The following is a 21201-nucleotide window of genomic DNA, read 5'->3' as shown; positions in this document are numbered from 1 at the left end:
GAGCGGGCGTCGTGACCTGCCCCACCCGATACCTCGGACGCCTGCCTCGACGGGACCGTCCGTGACCCTCGAGGAGAGCCCGCATCATGCCCGGCACCAACCTGACCCGCGACGAGGCGGCGCAGCGCAGCGCCCTGGTCGACACCCGTTCCTACGACGTCGTGCTGGACCTGACCTGCGGGCCCGACACCTTCGCCACGACCAGCACCGTGCGCTTCACCTGCGCGGAGCCGGGCGCGTCGACCTGGGTCGACTTCGTCGGACGCTCGGTGGAGCGGGTCCTGCTCAACGGCACGGAACTGGACCCCGCGCAGGTGTATGCCGACGGGCGGGTCACGCTGGACGGCCTCGCGGCCGACAACGAGCTCGTCGTCGAGGCGACCGGCGCCTACATGAACACCGGCGAGGGGCTGCACCGGTTCGTCGACCCCGCGGACGGGGAGGTCTACCTCTACACCCAGTTCGAGGTGCCCGACAGCCGCCGGGTGTTCGCGGTCTTCGAGCAGCCCGACCTCAAGGCGACCTTCACCTTCACGGTGACCGCGCCGGCGCACTGGCAGGTGATCTCCAACGAGCCGACCCCGGAGCCGCAGCACGCCCCCGACGCGTGCAACGCCGACGGTGTCGCCGCCGACCAGATCGCCACCTGGGTCTTTCCGGCGACGCCCCGCATCTCCTCCTACATCACGGCCCTGGTCGCCGGTCCCTACGACGTCGTCCGCGACAGCGTGAGCACCCGTGCGGGCGAGGTGCCGCTGGGCGTCTTCTGCCGCCGCAGCCTGCGCGAGCACCTCGACGCCGACAACATCCTGGACGTCACCAAGCGGGGCTTCGCCTTCTTCGAGGAGGAGTTCGACCAGCCCTACCCGTTCACCAAGTACGACCAGATCTTCACGCCGGAGTACAACATGGGGGCGATGGAGAACGCGGGGTGCGTGACCATCGTGGAGAGCTACGTCTTCCGCTCCAAGGTCACCGAGGCGATCGTCGAGCGCCGGGCGCTGACGATCCTGCACGAGCTGGCGCACATGTGGTTCGGCAACCTGGTGACGATGCGCTGGTGGGACGACCTGTGGCTCAACGAGTCGTTCGCCGAGTGGAGCTCGACCGCCTGCCAGGCGGAGGCGACCCAGTGGACCGACGCCTGGACCACCTTCGGCACGGCCGAGAAGGCCTGGGCCTACAAGCAGGACCAGCTCTCCTCCACCCACCCGGTGGCGGCGGACATGGTCGACCTCGCCGCGGTCGAGGTGAACTTCGACGGCATCACCTACGCCAAGGGCGCCTCGGTGCTCAAGCAGCTGGTGGCGTATGTGGGGCGCGAGCCGTTCCGGGACGGGCTGCGGGCCTACTTCCGCAAGCATGCGTGGGGCAACACCACCCTGGACGACCTCCTGGTCGAGCTGGAGCAGACGAGCGGCCGCGAGCTGCGCGACTGGTCGAAGGCCTGGCTGGAGACGGCCGGGGTGAACACGCTGACGCCGCAGGTCACCGTCGGTGAGGACGGTCGGATCGCGGCCCTGGAGATCGTGCAGACCGCGCCCGAGGAGCACCCGACGCTGCGCCCGCACCGGCTGGCGGTCGGCGCCTACTCCCTGCAGGACGGGGTGCTGCGCCGGGTGCGGCGGGTCGAGCTGGACGTCGCCGGTGAGCGGACCGAGGTCCCCGAGCTCGTCGGTGAGCCGATGCCCGACCTGCTGCTGGTCAACGACGACGACCTCGCCTACGCCAAGATCCGTCTGGACGAGCGGTCGCTGGGCTCCGCGCTGCAGCACATCCGGGCCTTCGAGTCATCGCTGCCGCGGGCGCTGGTCCTCGGCGCCGCCTGGGACATGACGCGGGACGGCGAGATGCCGGCCAGCGCCTACGTCCGGCTGGTGCTGGGCGCGCTGCCCGGCGAGCAGGACTCGACGCTGCTGCGGGTCCTGGTCCAGCAGGTGACGGCGGCCGCACTGACCTACACCGCCCCCGCGCACCGGGACGCGGTCGTGGCCGAGCTGACCGCCGGCCTGCGCACGACGGCCCAGACCGCGGACCAGGGCTCGGACGCCCAGCTGCAGCTGGTGACGGCATGGGCCTCGTTCGTCCAGTCCGCGGAGGATGTCGCCGAGGTACGGGGGCTCCTGGACGGCTCCCGCTCCTGGCCCGGACTGGATGTCGACCAGGACATGCGCTGGACCCTGCTCACGGCGCTGGTCACCGCCGGCGCCGCCGACGAGGCAGAGGTCGTCGCGGAGCGCCAGCGGGACAACACCGCCACCGGGCACGAGAAGGCGGCCCGGGCCAGGGCCGCGGTGCCGACCCCCGAGGCCAAGGAGAAGGTCTGGGTCGAGGCGGTCGAGACCGACGGGCTCTCCAACTCGCTGCTGGCCGCGATGGCCCTCGGCTTCGGCCGCGTGCACGACACCTTGCTGCTGGAGCCCTACGTCGCCCGCTACCACGACGTGGTTGCCCGGGTCTGGGATGAGCGCACCCACCACATCGCCGAGTCGCTCGCCGTCGGGTTCTACCCCCTCGCGGTGGCCTCCCCGGAGCTGCTCGAGGCCAGCCAGGCGTGGCTCGACACCCACCCGGAGGCCTCCAACTCCCTGCGTCGCACCGTGGCCGAGAACCGCGACACCGTCGCCCGCGCCCTCCAGGCCCAGGCCACCGACGCCACCGCCTGAGCGGACACGCCACAGAGCCCGACAGGACACCCCAAAGAGCCCCACAGGACACGTCGAAGGGCTCGACAGAGCACGCCAAAGGGCTCGACAGGACACGCCAAAGGGCTCGGCAGGACACCCGTCCACATCCCTGAGGGGACCAGCGAGTTGTCCACACCGCCGGATCCTGGGCCTGGACCGGTCGTGCGGCCCTCGGCAGGGTGCGGGCATGGACCTCTCCCGACTACCCGTCCCGTTCTCCCCGTCCCAGGCGCGCGCTGTCGGGCTGACCCGGGCGCAGCTCCTGGACCTGCTGCAGAGAGGCGAGGTCGACCGGGTCGCTCACGGTCAGTACCGGGCGCGGCCATCCCCTCTCGAGGGCACACCGTGGGACGTCACCGTGCACCGCCACCTGGACCGGCTGAGGGTAGCGCTGCGCAGGTTCCCTGGTCACGTGCCCAGCCACTCCTCCGCAGCAGTCATCCACGGACTCGAGCTGATGATCTCGCCCGACTCGCCCGTCGAGCTGACCTGCCTGCAGCGCGAGCCACGATCGCGTCGGGAGGGCGACGTTATACTCCACCACTGCGACGAGAACGACGTCCCGGTGGCGGAGGTCCACGGTATGCCGGTCACGACCTTGGCGCGGACGGTCGCCGACACCCTGCGCACCCGCGGACTGCCGCACGGGACCGCGCTGCTCGACGCGGCGCGGCGCCAGGGCCTGCTGACACTTGATGAGGTGCTGGCGGTGCTGGACGGCCAGCGGCGGTGGCGAGGTCGACCGAGGGCCATGGCCGCAGTGACGCTGAGCGATCCTCGGCGGGAGACCTGGCTCGAGTCCTTCTCGTTCGTGCGGCTGCACGAGCTGGGCGTCCCCCTGCCGCTGGCTCAGCCGACCATCACCGACCTGGGCGGACAGTTCGTGGGTCGACCGGACGGGTTGCTCTGCGAGAAGGGCGTCTTCCTCGAGGCGGACGGGAGCGGGAAGTACTTCCTCGACGGCCGGCCCGACGAGTCCGTGGAGGAGACCGTCCGGCGCAAGCTCGAGGAGGAGAGGATACGGCACGCTCGGCTGGAGAGCCTCGGCCTCCGCGGGGTCAGATGGACCCCGGACGAGATCCTTCGCCAGGCGGACCTGGTCGCCGGACGGGTCTGGGCCGCCATGCGCGATGGCCCCGACGTGACCATGGCCCGAGCCGAGTGGGAGCAGCACCGGCGCAGGATCCCCTTCGCTCTCGACACGCCGAGCGTCAACATGGAGACCCTCAAGGTTCGCCGCCGTCGACGCCGTGCCGCCTGACTCGCGGGTCTACCCGCGCACGTGTCCTGTCGGACCCTTCCACGTGTCCTGTCGGGCCGTTCGACGTGCTCTGTCACTCAGGGTTGCGGTCGACGGTGCGCGCCAGGCTGCGGGCAGAGGGCCAGGTGTAGAGCTCCTCCAGCAGCACCGGCTTGCCGTCGGGACCGGCGAGCGGGATACGCCAGTTCGGGTACTCCTCGTCGGTCCCCGGCTGGTTGATCACCCGCGTGTCGCCGACGAGGTCGCTGACGCTGACGCCGACGAGCTTGGCCGGGGTCTGGGTCAGGAAGGCGTGCAGCGCCTCCACCTGCTCGGCCACCGGCGCACCCTCACGCAGCAGCCCCCGCCGGCGCAGGTCAGCCAGGACCTCGTCGCGGGAGCGTTCCTCCTCGGCGGTCTCCTCCTCCAGCGAGCGCTCCAGCAACCCGAGGCTGTGCCGAAGGTCGACGTGCACCCCCTGCAGGTAGCCCGCGGTCGGCGGCAGGTCGTGGGTGGTCACCGTGGCCAGGCACAGCTCGCGGTAGCTGTTCGGCGGCAGCAACGCCCCGCCACCGTCCCAGTCGCGCTCGAACCACAGGATCGAGGTGCCCAGCACGCCGCGGTCGGCGAGGTAGTCCCGCACCCAGGGCTCGACCGTGCCCAGGTCCTCGCCGATGACGACGGCCCCGGCCCGGTGCGCCTCCAGCAGCAGGATGCCGATCATCGCCTCGTGGTCGTAGCGCACGTAGGTGCCCTGGTAGGGCTTCATGCCCTCCGGGATCCACCACAGCCGGAACAGCCCGATGACGTGGTCGACCCGCAGGCCCCCGCTGTCCCGCAGGGCTGCGCGCACCATGTCCCGGTATGGCGCGTAGCCCAGCTCGGCCAGCTTGTCCGGCCGCCACGGCGGCTGGCTCCAGTCCTGCCCCTGCTGGTTGTACTGGTCGGCCGGCGCCCCCACGGTGACCCCGCGGGCCAGCGCGTCGCCCAAGCCCCACGCGTCCGCGCCCTCCGGGTGGACACCGACGGCCAGGTCGGAGATCACGCCCAGGGACATCCCGGTGTCGAGGAGGTCCCGCTGGACCTGCGCGAGCTGCTCGTCCAGGTTCCACTGCAGCCAGCAGTGGAACTCCACCTCCTCGGCGTGCTGCTCCCGGTACGCCTCGACGGCGGGGCCGGTCGGGTCCTGCAGCTCGGCGGGCCAGCTGCGCCATGCGGCGCCGTGCTCCTGGGCGATGGCGCACCAGGTCGCGAAATCGACGAGGCCGCGCCCCTCCCGCTCGACGTAGGCCTGGAAGGAGCGGGTGCGGCGCAGAGAACGCCGCTGCCGGAAGATCAGCCGCAGCGCCGACTCCTTCGCACGCCAGACCGCGTCGCGCTCCAGCATGTCCAGGTCGAGGTAGCGCTTGGCGTCGTCGGAGTGCCACTCGACGAGCTGCCGCTCGGCAGCGGACAGATAGGCGACCTCGGGCACGTCCTCGACCCGCAGGTAGATCGGGTTGACGAAGCGGCGGCTCGTCGGCAGGTAGGGCGAGGGCTCCATCTCCCCGACCGGCTCGGCCGCGTGCAGCGGGTTGACCAGCACGAAGTCGGCACCCAGCCCGGCGGCCCACGCGCCGACGTCGGCGAGGTCGGCCAGGTCCCCGGTGCCCCAGGACGCCGAGGACCGCATCGCGTACAGCTGGGTCATCAGCCCCCAGCTCTGCGCCTCCGGCGCCTGCAGATTTTCGGGCAGCTGGATGCGGGACGGGGTGACCACCAGCGGCATCTGCCGCGTGTCGGCGCCGGTACGCACCTCGACCGTGTGCCAGCCCAGCGGCAGCCCGGCCGGCAGCTGCAGGTCGGTCTGCTCCACGGTCCGGTCCCCCAGCTCCCTGGCCTCCCGCTCCCCCGGCGTCACCTCCAGCGGCTGCCTGGTCCCGTCCTCCAGCACCAGCTCGGCGTCGAAGCCGCTCCCCCGCCCGACCCGGACCGGGACGACCACCCGGTCGCGCTCGGTCGCCACCATCACCGGCGGCAGCACCCGCGTCCACGGCGTGCTCTCCACGTCCGCGAGCGCCCGCTCCACGGCCTCCTCGCCGTCGGCGTCCACGCCCAGCGCACCGAGCACGGCCAGCACGCTCTCGGCCGTCGCCGGGGTATGGCGGCCCTGCCAGTCCGAGAACTCCGTGGCCACGCCGTACGCGGCGGCCAGCTGGGACAGTCGGGGGTGCAGCTCGGTCACGGGTGACCAACCTCTCGAGGGGTGGGAGGACGACGGCGTCCAGTCTCTCAGGTTTCACCCGGAACGCCGGTCGCGCAGCCTCGCTGCCTGTCCGCTGTCTGTTCGTGCCCGTCCCCTCCCCTGTCCCCATCCCACGTCCCGGACAATGGAGGTATGCCGCTGCCCATCCTCGCCCTCGACGTGGACCTGCCCTTCGACACGTGGGAGTCCACCCGGGCCTGGTTGCTCGGAGCCCCGCTCCGGATCGTGCTCATCATCGTGGGGGCGTTCCTCCTGCGCTGGTTGGTCAACCGCGGGATCAGGACCGTGGTCGCCAAGGCGGTCGCCCGCGCCGACGAGCACGAGCGCACGGCCACCGACCAGTCGGCCCACGTCGGGGACGAGCGGCGCCGCCAGCGGGCCCTGACCATGGGCTCCTTGCTGCACAGCATCGGGACCTTCCTCATCGTCACCCTGACGATCCTCACCGTGATGGCCGAGCTCGGTCTGCCGCTCGGCCCGTTGCTCACCTCCGCCGGCATCGGCGGCGTCGCCCTGGGGTTCGGGGCTCAGTCGCTGGTCAAGGACTTCCTGGCCGGGATCATGATGATCATCGAGGACCAGTACGGCGTCGGGGACGTCATCGACACCGGTGAGGCCATCGGCACCGTCGAGGAGGTCACCCTGCGCGTCACCCGGCTGCGCGACGCCACGGGTGTCGTGTGGTTCATCCGCAACGGGGAGATCGTGCGGATCGGCAACCGCAGCCAGGGCTGGGCGCAGGCCAGCATCGACATCTCGGTCGCCTACGACGAGTCCCCGCAACGGGTCATCGACCTCCTCCAGGACGTCGTCAGCGATGTGTACGAGAACCCCGAGCTGGCCGAGAAGCTGCTGGAGCGCCCCACCGTCGCCGGCGTCGAATCCGTCACCGGGGGCACCATGACGATCCGGATCTTCGCCAAGTGCCGCCCCGGCGAGCAGTTCGCCATCCCCCGCGTCATCCGGGAACGGGCCAAGGCGGCCTTCGACGCCGCCGGCGTCCGCGGCCCCGCCTTCCGCTTCGGGGACACCCAGATCTAGCGCGCGACCTTCCGGGGGCGGGAGGATGGCCCCATGACCGGCGGCGTCAGCCCCGACCTCGGTGCGCTGCACCGCACCGCCGTCATGCTCACCGCCGATGCCGACCTCGCTCTCGACCTGGTGGGGCAGGTGCTGCGCCAACCCAGGCAGCCCCGGCAGTCCCGACAGTTCAACCAGCGCCGGCGCGCCACGGCCACTCCGCCGCCCGACCCGCCCGACCTGCTGGACCCTCTCACCTCCCTCCGCGCCGACCTCGTGCGCGTCTTTCTGCGCACGGCCGGCCGACCGGACGGCCCTGGCCAGGAGGACGTCCTCACGGCAGCCGTTCGGGACCGGGACGCGGACGCCTACGACGTCCTGCGCGGGCTGCCGCCCCGCGCCCGTGCCGTCACGGTCCTGCGCGTCGCCCACGGCTGGGACGTTGGTGCGACCGCCGCCGCGGTGGGCCTGACCCCCCGTCGAGCGGAGGCGCTCCTGCCCGGCGTGCCGGGTCTGGAGCGAGCGCTCGACGCGGTCGCCGAGCGGCACCATCTGACCGCAACCGAGGTGCCGGCCGCGCTGGGTCAGGCCAGCACCCCCGCTGCGGGCAGCCCGCAGCGGCCGCGTCGACGGGGCGCGCGGCTGCTGGTCGTGGCCGCGGCCGGGGTCGCGATCCTGCTCTGGTCGCTGCTCACCCAGCCCGACGCCCAGCCCGACGCCAGGGCCGACACCCCGCCCAACGCCGACGACCATGCCGACGCCCATGCCGACGGTCAGGTTCCGGACCTCACCCCCTACGGCTGGCACCTGGGCGAGGACGGCGAGCCCCCGGTCGTGGCGATGGGCCTGCAGCGCCAGAGCGTGGTCGACCTGCCCTACGCCGTTCCCGTGCGCGAGCTGACCTGGGACGCCGGGCACGTCCTGCCCGGGGGGCCGGCCGCCTACGCCGTCCTCTGGTGCGACCTGCCACCGTCCGACCCCCACATCGAGCAGCCCTCGGCCCGGCTGACCACCGACACGGGGAGCGTCGACCTGCCGTGCGCCGGGCGCACCGAAGGGCCGCCGGTGCACCAGGTCACCGCCGTACCGGTCAGCGGTCCTGGCCAGGTGGAGCTGCTCGGTGACCTGCCTCGCGCCGGCGGGGCGACGCTGGCCCTCTACCGCGAGGGTGCGCTGAGCGGCACCCTGCCCCTGCCCGGTCAGGCGGGCGGGGCCGAGCCCCCGGAGGTCCCGGCCGGTGCGGCGGCCGTCGAGGAGGTGCTGGTGCCCCGGGACTGGGAGGGGCGGACCCGCCTCGCGGAGTCGCTGGTCGTCTCGGCCGGGAGCGAGCTGCAGGTGTGGGCGGGTCGGGCGGGTAGCGTGAGCGTCTTCGTCGACGGGCTGCCGGTGACCGACGACGGGGACCTGGCGGCGGAGGACCCCGGCTGGCGTGGTCAGCAGCTCGACCTGCGCGACGGCCGGTGGGTCGTCTACCTCCCGGGCACGTCCCGGACGTTCCCGCTGCCCGAGCGGCTGCGGCCTCCGGACGGGCAGCGCAGGACGGTCACCGTCGAGGTGTTCACCCAGGGTATGGAGCAGGACGTCCAGGTGCTGGCCACGCGGGCGGAGCCGGGGCAGCCGCGGCCGGCCGCCGAGGAGGCCATCCCGCTCGACCTGCGCGCTGCGGCCGACTTCCCCGACCACACCGGGGACCACCGCCTCGTGGGGGCCTGGAGCGTCCCCCAGGACGGGCTGGGCCACGATCTGCGGCTCGAGGGCGGGCCGGAACTCCCGGGAGGGGCCGAGCTGGTCGCCTTCACCGGGGCCGCCCCCGTGGGGTCCGCGCCCGACCGGGACGAGGGCTGGGGGCTGGTCCAGCACCTCCAGGACGGGCGCGTCGTCGTGCAGCCCCTCCCCCTCGCCCCCGGTGCCCCGGACGTCGGCAGCTGGGGCCCCCGACGGCTGGACCCCTGGCGGGTGCAGCAGGACCTGACCGTGCCGGCGACGGACGCGGGCACCGTGGGCGAGGCCCAGCGCACCCCCCGGGTCTGGCTCCCAGCCGTGCCGGGCCACCCGACCGCGACGGTGCTGGCCCTGGAACCGGTCTGGGACAATGGTGCTCGATGACCACCACCCAGCAGACCTTCTACGACCGGGTCGGCGGCCACGAGACGTTCGTCGACCTGGTCGCCGCCTTCTACCGGGGCGTCGCGCAGGACCCGCCGCTGCGCGACCTCTACCCCGAGGAGGACCTCGGCCCGGCGCAGGACCGGCTCCTGCTCTTCCTGGAGCAGTACTGGGGCGGCCCGACCACCTACCAGGAGACCCGGGGCCACCCGCGGCTGCGGATGCGGCACGCGCCCTACCGGGTGACGCCGACCCAGCGCGACCGCTGGCTGCGGCACATGAACGCCGCGATCGACACGATCTGCGACCGGCTCGGTCCGATGGACGAGCAGGTCATGCGCGACTACATGGCCCACGCCGCCCAGGCGATGGTCAACACCCTGGACGACCCCGAGGCCTGAGCCCGACCGGCGACACGGTTTGCCCGCCACCGGCGACACGGTTTGCTCGCCTCCGGCGACACGGTTCGCCCGCGCCGCCCGCACCGCATACCCTCGACGGTCGTGACCTCAGACTCTCCCCAGTCCCACGACGCCGCCTGGTGGCGCCACGCCGTCATCTACCAGGTCTACCCGCGCAGCTTCGCCGACAGCAACGGCGACGGGATCGGTGACCTGCCGGGGATCACCGCCCGGCTGCCGTACCTGGCCGACCTCGGCGTGGACGCGATCTGGGTCAGCCCGTTCTACGTCTCCCCCATGGCCGATGCCGGGTATGACGTGGCCGACTACCGCCAGGTGGACCCGATCTTCGGCACCCTCGCCGACGCGGACGCCCTGCTGGAGCGCGCGCACGCGCTGGGGATCCGGGTCATCGTCGACCTGGTGCCCAACCACACCAGCGACGAGCACATCTGGTTCCAGCAGGCCCTGGCGGCCGGTCCGGGTTCGCCGGAGCGTGCGCGTTACCTCTTCCGCGACGGCACCGGCCGTGACGGGGGCGAGCCGCCGAACAACTGGCGCTCGGTCTTCGGCGGCAGCGCGTGGACGCGCGTGACCGAGGCGGACGGCAGCCCGGGACAGTGGTACCTGCACCTGTTCGACGACGCCCAGCCCGACCTCAACTGGCGCCACCCCGAGGTCGTCGCCGAGTTCCACGACATCCTGCGCTTCTGGCTGGACCGCGGCGTGGACGGCTTCCGGGTCGACGTCGCCCACGGCCTGGTCAAGGACGAGGGTATGCCGGACTGGCACGAGCGAGCGGTCATGGCCGGCAGCGAGGGGGACGCCGAGCACAACCTGGGGCCGATGTGGGACCAGGACGGGGTGCACGAGATCTACCGCGGATGGCGGCGGGTGCTCGAGGAGTACAACCCGACCGCGGACCCGCAGCTGGACCGCATCCTCGTCGCCGAGGCGTGGCTGCCCACGCAGGAGCGGACGATGCGCTACGTCCGCGCCGACGAGATGCACCAGGCCTTTAACTTCCACTTCCTGGAGGGCACCTGGCGCACCACGGACCTGCGCCGCGTGGTCGACATCTCCCTGGCCGCCGCGGACGCCGTGGGTGCGCCCACGACCTGGGTCCTGTCCAACCACGACGTGGTGCGGCACGCCTCGCGGCTGGGCCTGCCGATCGGCTCGCGCCGGCCCACCGGCATCGGCCCGCAGGACCCGCAGCCGAACGCACCACTCGGCCTGCGCCGGGCGCGGGCCGCCACGACGATGATGCTGGCGCTGCCCGGCTCCGCCTACCTCTACAACGGCGAGGAGCTCGGCCTCCCGGAGCACACGGGGTTACCCGACGCGGTGCGGCAGGACCCGTCCTTTCACCGCACCCGCGGTACGGCGGACGCCGAGACCGGCCGGGACGGCGCCCGGGTCCCGCTGCCGTGGGACGCGGCCCAGCCGAGCTTCGGCTTCAGTGCCGGGCAGGAGTCCGAGCCGTGGCTGCCGCAGCCCCTGCTCTACGGGATGCATGCCGTCGACCGTCAGCAGGGGGTCCCGGGGTCGACCTTGGAGCTCTACCGGGAGCTGCTGGCGCTGCGCCGGCACCATGACCTGGGCGTCGGTGCCCTGGAGTGGCTGACCGAGGTCGCCGGAGCTCCCCTGGGGCCGGAGGTGCTCGCGTTCCGCAACACCCGTCCCGACGGGGCCGACGTGACCGTGGTGGCCAACCTCGGGATCGACCCGGTGCCGCTGCCGGAGGCGATGGAGGTCCTGGCCTGCTCGGGCCTGCTGCACGGCGGTGCGATCCACCAGGACACCACCGTCTGGCTGGCCTGAGCGCCCGTCCCCAGGACGGCTCAGCCGCGCTGGGTGGGCTCGCCCGGCTCAGCCGGCCGAGCCGCCCGCGACCTCGTAGGACCACAGCTCGGCCGACACGGCGACCGGACGCGGCGCCGCACCCGCCTCGTCCGCGGCCGGCCCGCCGTGGCCGTGGCCGTGGGCGAAGCTGCCCGAGGACCGCCACGCCTCGAACGACTCCTCGTCGGCCCAGCGGGTGAGGACCAGCCAGACGTCGCGTCCGTCAGTGGGGCGCAGCAGCTCGAACCCCTCGAAACCGGGCTGGCCGTCGACGGCTCCGGCGCGGGCGGCGAACCGGTGGGCCAGCTCGTCGCCGCTGTCGGCGGGCACGGTGATCGCATTGATCTTGATGATGCTCATGTCCCCATGCTCGGGGGCGCCGTCCCGTCGTCGACCGCCGGGGGTGTCCTGCGCTTCCGGTCCTGCGAATCTGGTGCCATCACACGACATCCGCAGGACCGAGAGCGCAGGACCGCCTCACGCGACGACCGCCTACCCGGTCGGTGGGTCGGTCAGCGGCTGCGTTCGGGTGGCCGCGACCCGGGTGATGCGCAGGCCGTCCATCTGCGTCACCCGCAGGCGCACCCCTGGCACCTCGACCCGGTCACCGACCTCGGCCACCCGGTCGAGCTGGTCGAGGATGAGCCCGGCGACCGTCTCGTAGGGACCGCGCGGCAGGCTGACCTGCAGGGCGTCCTCGAGCTCCTCGACGATCAGGCTGCCGGAGACCTCGGCGCTGCCGTCGTCGGTGACGTCGAAGTCCTCGGGGTCGAGCGTGGTGTCGAACTCGTCGTAGATCTCGCCCACCAACTCCTCGACCAGGTCCTCGATGGTGACGATGCCCTCGGTCCCGCCGTGCTCGTCCACGACCAGCGCGATGTGCTGCTTGTGCTCGCGCAGCACGCGCAGCGCAGGGAGCACCCCGAGCACCACCGGGAGCGCGGCGATCTCGCGCACCAGCTCGCGCACGTGCGTGTCGGCGCGCCGGCTGTCGGCCACGCCGAGCAGGTCCCGGATGTGGGCGTACCCGAGCACGTCGTCGACGTTCTGCCCCAGCACCGGGTAGCGGTTGCGGCTGGTGCTGCGCAGGAAGGAGTCGACGTCGGCGACGCTGTCGTCGGCCCGCAGGAAGTCGACGTCCGGCCGCGGCCGCAGCACGTCGCCGAGGGTCCGCTCGCTGGCCCGGAAGACGTCGGTGAGGATCTGGCGGCTGTAGGGCCGCAGGTCACGGTTGTCCTCCACGACCCGGCGCAGCTCCTCCAAGGACATCTCCTCCCCCCGCGCGTCAGGGTCGCCCCCGAGCAGCCGCACCACCAGGTTGGTCGAGGCGGACAGCAGCCGGATGACGGGCCGCAGCACGCGGGCGAAGAGGTCCAGCGGCGGGGCCAGGACCTTGGTGAACCCCGTCGCCCGTTGCATCGCCAGCCGCTTCGGGACCAGCTCGCCGAGGACCAGCGAGCAGTAGGCGATCAGCAGGGTCAGCACGACGAGGGACACCGGGTCCGCGACGTCCGCGACCATCCCCTGGCGCACGAGCCAGCGGGAGAGGTAGGGCGCGATCGTGGCCGCGCCGAAGGCGGAGGAGAAGAAGCCGGCGACGGTCACCCCGACCTGGACCGCGGAGAGGAAGACGTTCGGGTCGCGCACCAGCCGCGCCGTGCGGGCGCCCCTCCTGCCCGAGCGCTCGATCTCGTCGACCTGGCTGGGCCGCAGCGAGACGATGGCGAGCTCGGTCGCGGCGAAGACGCCGCCGACCAGGATGAAGAGCAGCACCAGGGCGATGTTCGCCAGCAGGGTGGTGTCCATGCCGGTCAGGGTAGGGGGTGGGCTCCCTCAGCTCTCGCGGCGTGGCTCCGCTCCGGACGGCCCGGCCAGTGCGTCCAGCTCCCGGGGCAGCTGCCGCATGGAGATCAGCGGGCTGGCCACCACCGGCAGCGCGGCGGCCACGCTGAGTGCGGCGAAGACCCACAGGGTGGGGGCCACGCCGACCTCGCGGCCCAGCAGCCCGCCCAGGAAAGCCCCGACCGGCATCGGTCCCCAGACCAGGAACCGGATCGAGGCGTTCATCCGCCCCAGCAGCGGCCTGGGGCAGAGCCGCTGCCGGAAGCTCACCTGGGCGATGTTGTAGACCACGACCGCCCAGGACAGGACGAACTGACCGATCAGGAGGGTGGGCACGGCGGGCAGCGTCGCGGCCGCGGGCACCGACAGCACGGCCACCCCGCCCAGCAGCGCCGAGACGGGGATCGAGCGCCCCTCCCCGACCAGCCGGGCGAACCGGTCTGACGTCACGGCTCCGAGGAGGCCCCCGACGGCGGCGGCCGACAGCACCAGGCCGAGCGTGGTCTCCGCCAGGTCGAGGGTGCGGACGGCATACAGGACGAAGAGGGCCATCACGGCGGCGGACGCGAGGTTGGTCAGGCCGGTGCAGGCCACGATCCGCCGCAGCAACGGCTGGCCCAGGACGAACGCCATCCCCTCCTTGACCTCCAGCCGCATCGGGCGCCGCAGCTCGGGGTCGGGTGCCTGCTCCTGGTGGCGGATCCGGCTGACGAAGAGCGACGACAGCGCCATGCAGACCGCGGTGACGGCGACGGTCAGCGGCGAGCCGACCAGCCGGACGAGGGCACCGGCGGCGGCCGGTCCGGCGACCATCGCGGTCTGCTGGCTCGCCTGGAGCTTGCCGTTGCCCTCCCCGATCTGCTCGGGCTCGACGATCTGGGGCAGGTAGGACTGGTTCGCGACGTCGAAGAAGACGGTGATGCAGCCGACCGCGAAGACGACCACGAACAGCTGGGTCATGGTCAACGCGCCGAGCAGCCAGGCCGCCGGGATGGTGAGCAGCAGGACGGCCCGCAGCAGGTCGCCGGCCACGATGATCCGCTTCTTGCGCCAGCGGTCGACCCAGGCCCCGGCCGGCAGGCTGATGAGCAGGAAGGCGAGCGACTCGAGCATCGCCAGGAGCCCCATCTCGAACTCGTCGGCGTGCAGCAGCTGCACCGCCAGCAGCGGCAGCGCCAGCCCGACGAACTGCATGCCGAACACCGACACGGTGTCCCCCATCCACAGCAGCCGGAAGTCACGGTGGCGAAAGAGGCTGCGCCTCGGCGGCGCGACGGACGTAGACGACACGGTGACCCCTGACCACAAGTGATTGACTTTCCTCTATCAGTCATCGTCGACGACCGGTAGGGCTTTGTCAATCACTGTTACGGTGGCGTCATGTCCCCTGCCGCACCGCAGCGCCGGATGGCTGACGACGCCGAGGCGCGGGCGCTGGCCTCCGGTCTGCGACTGCGCATCCTGCGACTGTGCCTGGACGAGCCGCTGACCAACAGGGAGATCGCCGAGGCACTCGGGAAGAACCCCGCCAGCGTGCTGCACCACGTGCGCACCCTGGTCGACACCGGCTTCCTGCAGGCGCAGGAGGTCCGGCGCGGCCGGCGGGGGGCGCGGGAGATCCCCTACCTGGCGACCGGCAAGTCGTGGTGGCTGCAGACCCCCGCCTCGGCCGGGCGGGTGCTCGAGGCGTTCCTGGACGAGATCGAGCAGGTCCCTCCGGAGCAGCACGACCTGACCCGGCTCGGGCTGCGTCTGCCCCCTGCCCAGATGCAGGAGTTCCGCGCCCGCCTGACGGCCCTGCTGGAGGAGTTCGCAGCGCGTCCGCGGGACCCGGAGGCCGACCCATGGTCGCTGTTCGTCGCCCTGCATCCGGACCCCAGCACATCGACACAGACGGCGACCCGCCGTCAGGGTGCGACACCAGGGCCCAACCAGTGCTAGCGTAGGCGTTACCTGTCCGGTGAGCGTCCGCGACCCTTGCGTGCTCCCGACCGATCGGGGGCACCACGTGGAGGCGCACCAGGGCAGTCCGGAGGTACCGCGCACGTGGGCCCCGTCAACGATCAAGAATGAGGCAGCACCAGTGGCAACAGGCACCGTGAAGTGGTTCAACTCCGAGAAGGGCTTCGGTTTCATCGAGCAGGACGGCGGGGGCGCTGACGTCTTCGTTCACTACTCGGCGATCGACTCGTCGGGCTACCGTGAGCTCTCGGACGGCCAGAAGGTCGAGTTCGACGTGACCCAGGGTCCCAAGGGCCCGCAGGCTGAGAAGGTTCGTCCTCTCTGAGTTGAGTCCACCCCAGGACACGACGAGGCCCCGCGCATCTGGCGCGGGGCCTCGTGGCATGTCCGGGGTGCTTGACCGCAGACCTGACCGGTATGGCGTCTCAGCCCTGGTGGCATTCCCTCGGCAGCGGGGAGGTCGCTCACCCGGGCCCCTGACCGTCACCCGGTCTGCGGCGGCACCAGCCGGACCCGCACCGGGCCGACCGCTCGTCGTCCGTCCACGACGATCCCCTGCTGCGTGACCTCGACCAGCCCCTCGTCGGCCAACGTGCACGCGACCGCCCGCGCCAGGTGGGTCAGCTCCCGGCGTCGCGCCGGGTCGACCGCACCGGCGGCCTCGGAGGGGCACAGCGTCCTGCCCGTCCCCCTCTCCTCGGCGAGCCGCAGGACCTCCTCCCGCAGCCGCTCCCGCAGGCCGGGCGCCTCGTCGGGGTCGGCCAGTGCGGCGTCGAGGCGGCGCAGGAAGGTGGCTACCCCGTGTGACTGCCGGCCACGCCGCCGGCGGCCGTCGCGGCGTGCGGAGGTGACGACGGGGATGAGATGGGTGCTCGTCCAGGGCAGCCCAACGCCGTGCCGGACCGCGTGCACCAGCTGGGCGTCCTCCCCCACCTCGAGCGCCGGGAACCCGCCGGCCCGATGGTAGGCCGACAGCCGCACGCCCAGACTGGTCGCGTGCACGCCGCGGTGTCCCTGGACCGGGCGGTGCGCGCGCCAGAACCCGACCGCCGCCGAGGCGTCGTCCTCGGGCTCCACCGTGCCGAGCACCAGGTCCACCCCCGAGTCCCCGAGGTCTCGCTGGACGGCCAGCCACGTCGGCGGCACGCGCGAGTCCGCGTCGGTGGAGGCCACCCAGACCGCGGCGGGGTCGAGGTCGGCCAGGGCAGCATGGGCCAGGGCGCGCGACACACCCTCCCCACGGGCCTCACCCACCGTCCGCGCGTCGCTGTCCGTGACGACCCAGCCGCTCGGGCCGCGGGCCGCGGCACCCTCGAGAAACCTCTCGACCCGGGCGGCGGTAGCGTCCGCGCACCGGTGCAGGACGACGGAGACGACGAGCGGCAGGCCATGGCCGGCGGCGGCAGTTGCGGCCTGGATCCCGGTGAGGCAGTCCACGATGAGGTCCTGCTCGTCGCGCGCCGGGACGACGACCAGGACAGCCTGCAGGGCGGGTCGGTCGGTGGCCACCTGCCTAGGCCATGCCCTGAGCCCCACGGGACAGCACATACCCCGCCGGCAGGCTGACCCGCGTCCAGGCGCCCTGCCGGTGGACGCTCACCGACCGCAGGTCCCCCGCCCGGGCGAAGCCGAGCGCCCTGGCCGCCAGCCCCGCCCCCGCCGGGGCGCCGGTCGGGGTCCCGGCAGCGTCCAGGACGTCCCGGGCCCACACCTGCGCGCGCAGCATGCCGACGGCCGCGGCCCCCGCCCCCTCCGGCGCACCCTGGGCCACCTCGGCGATCCCGTCGTCGGCGGCGGCGAGCAGGTCGGTGATGCGCACGGTCCCCACCGGCTCCCACCCCCCGCGCGGCGGCAGCACCCCGGCCCAACGGGGCGAGACCTCGGCCGGGGGCACCTCCAGGGTCGTCCCTGCCTCACCGTTCGCCGACCGCCGGGCGAAGCGGTCACCCATCGCAGCCAGCGCCACGGTGACGTCCAGGTCGTGCGCACCGGCCAGCGCCATCGTGCGCAGCCCCAGGACGGTGCCGGACCCGGTCAGCCCCTGTCCCGGCACCACGCAGACCCAGGCCGCGAGCACCCCGCCCACGGCTTGGAGCCGGATCGCGCCCTCGGCCTCCAGCGAGCGCGCCCGGGCGACGTAGGTCCCGAGGTCGGCCAGCGTCTCCCCGTCGGGGAAGGTCAGCCTCATGCCGACCGCCCCCTAGTGTGCAGGGCCTTGGCCTCGCTGCGCAGCAGGGGCGTCTCGGCGAAGACCTCCTGCAGCGCCGCGCGCTCCACGTCGCCCAGCCGTCGCGGACGCTGCTCCACCAGGTCGTACGCGACGAGGCTGACCCGGCCCCGCGCGTAGACGGTGTCGTCCCCGTCCGGCCCGGCCACGGCATACCCCAGGTCGAAGCTGGCGGCCCCGACCGCGCTGCACCACACCGCTACCCGGGCAGGTGCGTAGGCGAAGCCCATCGGCAGCCGGTAGTCGATGGACTGGGACACGACCAGCATCCCCTCGTCGATGAGGTCGCGGTCGGCGCCGAACCAGCGCTTGAAGGCGTAGACGCGGGCCTCCTCGAAGAGCCGGAGGTACTGCACGTTGTTGACGTGCGCGTAGGCGTCCATGTCGGACCACCGGACGGTGATCGGGAAGACGTGGGCGACCTCGGGGACGTCCGGCAGGGGGCTCATGGGCTCCATCGTGGCAGGTGCGCCGCCCGTCGCGACCCGCCGGCCGGGCAGGAACCCGGGTGTCGCGGTGGACGGGCACCACCTGCGGGCCTACTGTCGTCCTCAACGGCCTCATGAGAGCACGACGAGCCAGCAGGAGCCCGATGACGAGCAGCCAGCCCGCCCCGTCCGCCGGACCGGAGCGCACGTCCGCCCTGCCCGGCGCCGGCCTGACCGTGGCGCTCTTCGCCACCTGCTTCAACGACACGCTCTGGCCGGAGGCGCCCCGCGCGACCGTCGTCCTGCTCGAGCGGCTCGGCTGCCGGGTCGTCTTCCCGCGTGAGCAGACCTGCTGCGGGCAGATGTTCACCAACACCGGGTATGCCGACGAGGCCACCCCGCTGGTGCGCAAGTTCGTCGACACCTTCGAGCGCTTCGACCACGTCGTGGCCCCCTCCGGGTCCTGCGTCGGCTCGGTCCGGGAGCAGCACGCGACGCTGGCCCGCCGGGCCGGGGACGCTGGCCTGGCCCGGGCGGTCGAGCAGACCGCGCCACGGGTGCGTGAGCTCTCCGAGCTGCTGGTCGACGTGCTGGACGTGACCGACGTCGGTGCGTACTTCCCGCACCGGACCACCTACCACCCCACCTGCCACAGCCTGCGGATGCTGCACGTGGGCGACCGCCCCCTGCGACTGCTGCGGGCGGTGCGCGGGATCGACCTGGTCGAGCTGCCGTCAGCGGCCGAGTGCTGCGGCTTCGGCGGCACCTTCGCGGTGAAGAACGCCGACACCTCGATCGCGATGGGCGCCGACAAGGCCCGCCACGTGCGGGGGACGGGCGCCGAGGTGCTGGTCGCCGGCGACAACTCCTGCCTGGCCCACATCGGCGGCGTGCTCGGCCGCCAGCGCAGCGGCGTGCGCACCCTGCACCTGGCCCAGGTGCTGGCCTCGACCGAGGAGGACCCCGCATGAGCGCCGGCCCCACCTCCCTGCCGACGGGCGACGTCGGCACCGGACCCACGGCATACCCGGACGGGGGGCGCACCGACGACGGCGTCCCGCTGCAGGTCACCTCGCCGATCTTCCTCGGTATGCCGTCCTTCCAGCGGGCCGCGCGCGACGCCCTGGCCAACACCCAGCAGCGACGCAACCTGGCGCACGCCACGGCCACGATCCGCGCCAAGCGGGAACGGGTGGTCGGCGAGGTCGACCGGTGGGAGGAGCTGAGGCTGGCCGGGGCGGAGGCCAAGGACGAGGCCCTGCACCACCTGCCGGACTACCTGGAGCAGCTCGAGGCCAACCTCACCGCGCGCGGAGCCACCGTGCACTGGGCCCGCGACGCCGACGAGGCCAACGCGATCGTGCTGGGGCTGGTGCGGGACAAGGGCGCCGACGAGGTGGTCAAGGTCAAGTCGATGCTCACCCAGGAGATCGAGCTCAACGAGCGGCTCGAGGAGGCGGGGATCCACGCCTGGGAGACCGACCTGGCCGAGCTGATCGTCCAGCTCGGCCACGACCGGCCCAGCCACATCCTCGTCCCGGCGATCCACCGCAACCGGGCGGAGATCCGGGAGATCTTCCTGCGCGAGATGGGCGAGGTCGGGCGGCCGGCGCCCGAGGACCTCACCGACGAGCCGGCCCGGCTGGCGGAGGCGGCCCGGCTGCACCTGCGGGAGAAGTTCATGCGCGCCGAGGTCGCGATCTCCGGCGCCAACTTCGCGATCGCCGACACCGGCACCCTCGTCGTGGTCGAGTCCGAGGGCAACGGCCGCATGTGCCTGACCCTGCCGAAGACGCTGATCTCCCTCGTCGGGGTGGAGAAGGTGCTGCCCTCCTTCGCCGACCTGGGCACGATGCTGCAGCTGCTGCCGCGCTCGAGCACCGGCGAGCGGATGAACCCCTACACCTCGATGTGGACCGGGGTGACCCCCGGGGACGGGCCGCAGGAGGTGCACGTGGTGCTGGTCGACAACGGCCGCAGCCGCGTGCTGGCCGACGAGGTCGGGCGGCAGGCGCTGCGCTGCATCCGGTGCTCGGCGTGCCTCAACGTCTGCCCGGTCTACGAGCGCGCCGGCGGGCACGCGTACGGCTCGGTCTACCCGGGACCGATCGGGGCGGTGCTCAACCCGCTGCTGCGCGGAACCGGCTCCGAGGTCGACAAGTCGCTGCCCTACGCCAGCTCGCTGTGCGGGGCCTGCTTCGAGGCCTGCCCCGTGCGCATCGACATCCCCGAGCTGCTCGTGCACATGCGCACCCAGGTGGTCGACGAGGCGTCGGGGCGCTCGACCGAGGCCCTGGGGATGAAGGCCGCGGCCTGGACCTTCGGTGACCACCGGCGGCTGGAGGCCGCGCAGCGGGCAGCCAGCCTGGGCGGCCGGCTGCTGGGCGACCGCACGGTGCGCTCGGTGCCAGGGCTCGGCGCGTGGACCCAGGCCCGTGACGTGCCCACCCCGCCGAAGGAGACGTTCCGGCAGTGGTGGCGCCGGACCCACGGGGCGAAGCCGACTCCCGAGGCCCCCGAGCACGAGGACGGATCGTGAGCGCGCGCGAGGAGATCCTGACCCGCCTGCGGGCCGCCACCCGCGACGTCCCGACGCCGCGGGGCGCGCGGGGCGAGACACCCGTCATCGCGGCAGTCTCGGCGTCGCCCGCCCGCACCCTGGACCTGTTCGCCGAGAACGTCGCCGACTACCGGGCCCGGGTCGAGCGGTGCTCGCCCCAGGACGTGGCGACCTCGATCGCCGCGGCGCTCGTGCGGGGCGGGGCACATCGCATCGTCGTCCCCGACGGCCTCGACGCGTCCTGGGTGGAGCCTCTGCGGGACAGCGGCATCCGGCTGGTCCCCGACCGTGGGGCGGACGGAGGGCCGCTCACGGCGGCCGAGCTGGACGACGTCGACGCCGTGGTGACGGCGGCCCGCGTCGGCATCGCCACCACGGGCACGATCGTGCTGGACCACGACACGGATCAGGGCCGGCGGGCGCTGACCCTGGTCCCCGACCAGCACGTGTGCGTCATCCGTGCCGACCAGGTCGTGCACGACGTCCCGGACGCGGTGCAACGGGTCGACCCGCTGCGTCCGCTCACCTGGGTCAGTGGTCCCAGCGCCACCAGCGACATCGAGCTCGACCGGGTCGAGGGCGTGCACGGCCCCCGCACCCTGGACGTGATCATCCTCGAGCCCTGACCTGCAGGAGTC

General features: G+C 73.0%; 18 protein-coding genes. 11 read left to right on the top strand and 7 right to left on the bottom strand.

Annotated features, from left to right (window positions below; translation table 11 throughout):
* Window positions 1–86: 86 nt before the first annotated feature.
* Complete coding sequence (pepN, locus tag ESZ52_RS04620) at window positions 87–2666, top strand: aminopeptidase N (RefSeq protein ID WP_131103896.1); 2580 nt, start codon at window positions 87–89, stop codon at window positions 2664–2666.
* A 208-nt stretch (window positions 2667–2874) separates the two neighbouring features.
* The gene (locus ESZ52_RS04615; RefSeq protein WP_131103895.1) at window positions 2875–3948 is read left to right on the top strand and encodes a type IV toxin-antitoxin system AbiEi family antitoxin domain-containing protein; all 1074 of its coding nucleotides are present in this window, start codon (window positions 2875–2877) and stop codon (window positions 3946–3948) included.
* Window positions 3949–4021: 73 nt separating this feature from the next.
* Here the strand turns inward: ESZ52_RS04615 and malQ are convergent, their stop codons facing one another.
* Window positions 4022–6151: a 4-alpha-glucanotransferase gene (gene malQ / locus ESZ52_RS04610; RefSeq protein ID WP_131103894.1), complete on the bottom strand. Its 2130-nt coding sequence runs from the start codon at window positions 6149–6151 to the stop codon at window positions 4022–4024.
* Between the two features lie 153 nt (window positions 6152–6304).
* Between malQ and ESZ52_RS04605 the strand changes: the two genes are divergently transcribed.
* The 4 genes from ESZ52_RS04605 to ESZ52_RS04590 all read left to right on the top strand — a co-directional run bounded on the left by ESZ52_RS04605 (window position 6305) and on the right by ESZ52_RS04590 (window position 11523).
* Window positions 6305–7213, top strand: coding sequence for a mechanosensitive ion channel family protein (locus ESZ52_RS04605; protein WP_131103893.1), 909 nt, complete (start codon window positions 6305–6307; stop codon window positions 7211–7213).
* Window positions 7214–7246: 33 nt separating this feature from the next.
* Window positions 7247–9298 (top strand): hypothetical protein, encoded by a 2052-nt coding sequence (locus ESZ52_RS04600; protein WP_131103892.1) that lies wholly within the window; start codon window positions 7247–7249, stop codon window positions 9296–9298.
* Window positions 9295–9699: a globin gene (locus ESZ52_RS04595; RefSeq protein WP_131103891.1), complete on the top strand. Its 405-nt coding sequence runs from the start codon at window positions 9295–9297 to the stop codon at window positions 9697–9699. The genes ESZ52_RS04600 and ESZ52_RS04595 overlap by 4 nt, the downstream gene beginning before the upstream one ends.
* 102 nt (window positions 9700–9801) lie before the next feature.
* Complete coding sequence (locus ESZ52_RS04590) at window positions 9802–11523, top strand: glycoside hydrolase family 13 protein (protein ID WP_238154473.1); 1722 nt, start codon at window positions 9802–9804, stop codon at window positions 11521–11523.
* Between the two features lie 48 nt (window positions 11524–11571).
* On the opposite strand, the gene ESZ52_RS04585 is transcribed toward ESZ52_RS04590, so the two are convergent.
* The 3 genes from ESZ52_RS04585 to ESZ52_RS04575 form a co-directional block, all read right to left on the bottom strand.
* Window positions 11572–11904: an antibiotic biosynthesis monooxygenase family protein gene (locus ESZ52_RS04585; protein WP_131103890.1), complete on the bottom strand. Its 333-nt coding sequence runs from the start codon at window positions 11902–11904 to the stop codon at window positions 11572–11574.
* A 132-nt stretch (window positions 11905–12036) separates the two neighbouring features.
* On the bottom strand, window positions 12037–13350 hold the full coding sequence (locus ESZ52_RS04580) for a hemolysin family protein (RefSeq protein ID WP_131103889.1): 1314 nt from the start codon (window positions 13348–13350) through the stop codon (window positions 12037–12039).
* Between the two features lie 27 nt (window positions 13351–13377).
* Window positions 13378–14676 (bottom strand): MFS transporter, encoded by a 1299-nt coding sequence (locus ESZ52_RS04575; RefSeq protein ID WP_272948398.1) that lies wholly within the window; start codon window positions 14674–14676, stop codon window positions 13378–13380.
* 90 nt (window positions 14677–14766) lie between these two features.
* Between ESZ52_RS04575 and ESZ52_RS04570 the strand changes: the two genes are divergently transcribed.
* The gene (locus ESZ52_RS04570; RefSeq protein WP_131103887.1) at window positions 14767–15327 is read left to right on the top strand and encodes a helix-turn-helix domain-containing protein; all 561 of its coding nucleotides are present in this window, start codon (window positions 14767–14769) and stop codon (window positions 15325–15327) included.
* Between the two features lie 142 nt (window positions 15328–15469).
* The gene (locus ESZ52_RS04565; protein WP_131103886.1) at window positions 15470–15673 is read left to right on the top strand and encodes a cold-shock protein; all 204 of its coding nucleotides are present in this window, start codon (window positions 15470–15472) and stop codon (window positions 15671–15673) included.
* 158 nt (window positions 15674–15831) lie between these two features.
* On the opposite strand, the gene ESZ52_RS19635 is transcribed toward ESZ52_RS04565, so the two are convergent.
* From ESZ52_RS19635 to ESZ52_RS04550, 3 genes are read right to left on the bottom strand one after another with little or no spacing between them, the layout of a single operon-like run.
* Window positions 15832–16857, bottom strand: a complete 1026-nt coding sequence (locus tag ESZ52_RS19635; RefSeq protein ID WP_131103885.1) for a DUF3253 domain-containing protein — start codon at window positions 16855–16857, stop codon at window positions 15832–15834.
* A gap of 4 nt (window positions 16858–16861) precedes the next feature.
* Complete coding sequence (locus tag ESZ52_RS04555; protein WP_131103884.1) at window positions 16862–17536, bottom strand: DUF8185 domain-containing protein; 675 nt, start codon at window positions 17534–17536, stop codon at window positions 16862–16864.
* Window positions 17533–18024, bottom strand: a complete 492-nt coding sequence (locus tag ESZ52_RS04550; protein ID WP_131103883.1) for an acyl-CoA thioesterase — start codon at window positions 18022–18024, stop codon at window positions 17533–17535. Before ESZ52_RS04550 ends, ESZ52_RS04555 begins: the two co-directional genes overlap by 4 nt.
* Window positions 18025–18167: 143 nt before the next feature.
* Between ESZ52_RS04550 and ESZ52_RS04545 the strand changes: the two genes are divergently transcribed.
* From ESZ52_RS04545 to ESZ52_RS04535, 3 genes are all read left to right on the top strand, one after another.
* Entirely contained in the window at window positions 18168–18974 is an 807-nt protein-coding gene (locus ESZ52_RS04545) for a (Fe-S)-binding protein (RefSeq protein ID WP_131103882.1), read from the top strand.
* Window positions 18975–19093: 119 nt separating this feature from the next.
* Window positions 19094–20542 (top strand): LutB/LldF family L-lactate oxidation iron-sulfur protein, encoded by a 1449-nt coding sequence (locus tag ESZ52_RS04540; protein WP_238154483.1) that lies wholly within the window; start codon window positions 19094–19096, stop codon window positions 20540–20542.
* Entirely contained in the window at window positions 20539–21189 is a 651-nt protein-coding gene (locus tag ESZ52_RS04535) for a LutC/YkgG family protein (protein WP_131103880.1), read from the top strand. Before ESZ52_RS04540 ends, ESZ52_RS04535 begins: the two co-directional genes overlap by 4 nt.
* The last annotated feature ends 12 nt before the right edge of the window (window positions 21190–21201 follow it).

The organism is Ornithinimicrobium sufpigmenti, assembly GCF_004322775.1.
Classification (GTDB): domain Bacteria; phylum Actinomycetota; class Actinomycetes; order Actinomycetales; family Dermatophilaceae; genus Ornithinicoccus; species Ornithinicoccus sufpigmenti.
Note: the sequence above shows the minus strand (reverse complement) of the source record. Positions and strands in the feature narration are given on the sequence as shown.

Excerpts from the sequence above, each read along its gene's own strand:
- ESZ52_RS04550 (WP_131103883.1), bottom strand. The coding sequence starts at position 18,024 with ATGAGCCCCCTGCCGGACGTCCCCGAGGTCGCCCACGTCTTCCCGATC.
- ESZ52_RS04600 (WP_131103892.1), top strand. The coding sequence starts at position 7,247 with ATGACCGGCGGCGTCAGCCCCGACCTCGGTGCGCTGCACCGCACCGCC.
- ESZ52_RS04555 (WP_131103884.1), bottom strand. The coding sequence starts at position 17,536 with ATGAGGCTGACCTTCCCCGACGGGGAGACGCTGGCCGACCTCGGGACC.
- ESZ52_RS04595 (WP_131103891.1), top strand. The coding sequence starts at position 9,295 with ATGACCACCACCCAGCAGACCTTCTACGACCGGGTCGGCGGCCACGAG.
- ESZ52_RS04570 (WP_131103887.1), top strand. The coding sequence starts at position 14,767 with ATGTCCCCTGCCGCACCGCAGCGCCGGATGGCTGACGACGCCGAGGCG.
- ESZ52_RS04580 (WP_131103889.1), bottom strand. The coding sequence starts at position 13,350 with ATGGACACCACCCTGCTGGCGAACATCGCCCTGGTGCTGCTCTTCATC.
- pepN (WP_131103896.1), top strand. The coding sequence starts at position 87 with ATGCCCGGCACCAACCTGACCCGCGACGAGGCGGCGCAGCGCAGCGCC.
- ESZ52_RS04545 (WP_131103882.1), top strand. The coding sequence starts at position 18,168 with ATGACGAGCAGCCAGCCCGCCCCGTCCGCCGGACCGGAGCGCACGTCC.
- ESZ52_RS04615 (WP_131103895.1), top strand. The coding sequence starts at position 2,875 with ATGGACCTCTCCCGACTACCCGTCCCGTTCTCCCCGTCCCAGGCGCGC.
- ESZ52_RS04540 (WP_238154483.1), top strand. The coding sequence starts at position 19,094 with ATGCCGTCCTTCCAGCGGGCCGCGCGCGACGCCCTGGCCAACACCCAG.
- ESZ52_RS04585 (WP_131103890.1), bottom strand. The coding sequence starts at position 11,904 with ATGAGCATCATCAAGATCAATGCGATCACCGTGCCCGCCGACAGCGGC.
- ESZ52_RS04605 (WP_131103893.1), top strand. The coding sequence starts at position 6,305 with ATGCCGCTGCCCATCCTCGCCCTCGACGTGGACCTGCCCTTCGACACG.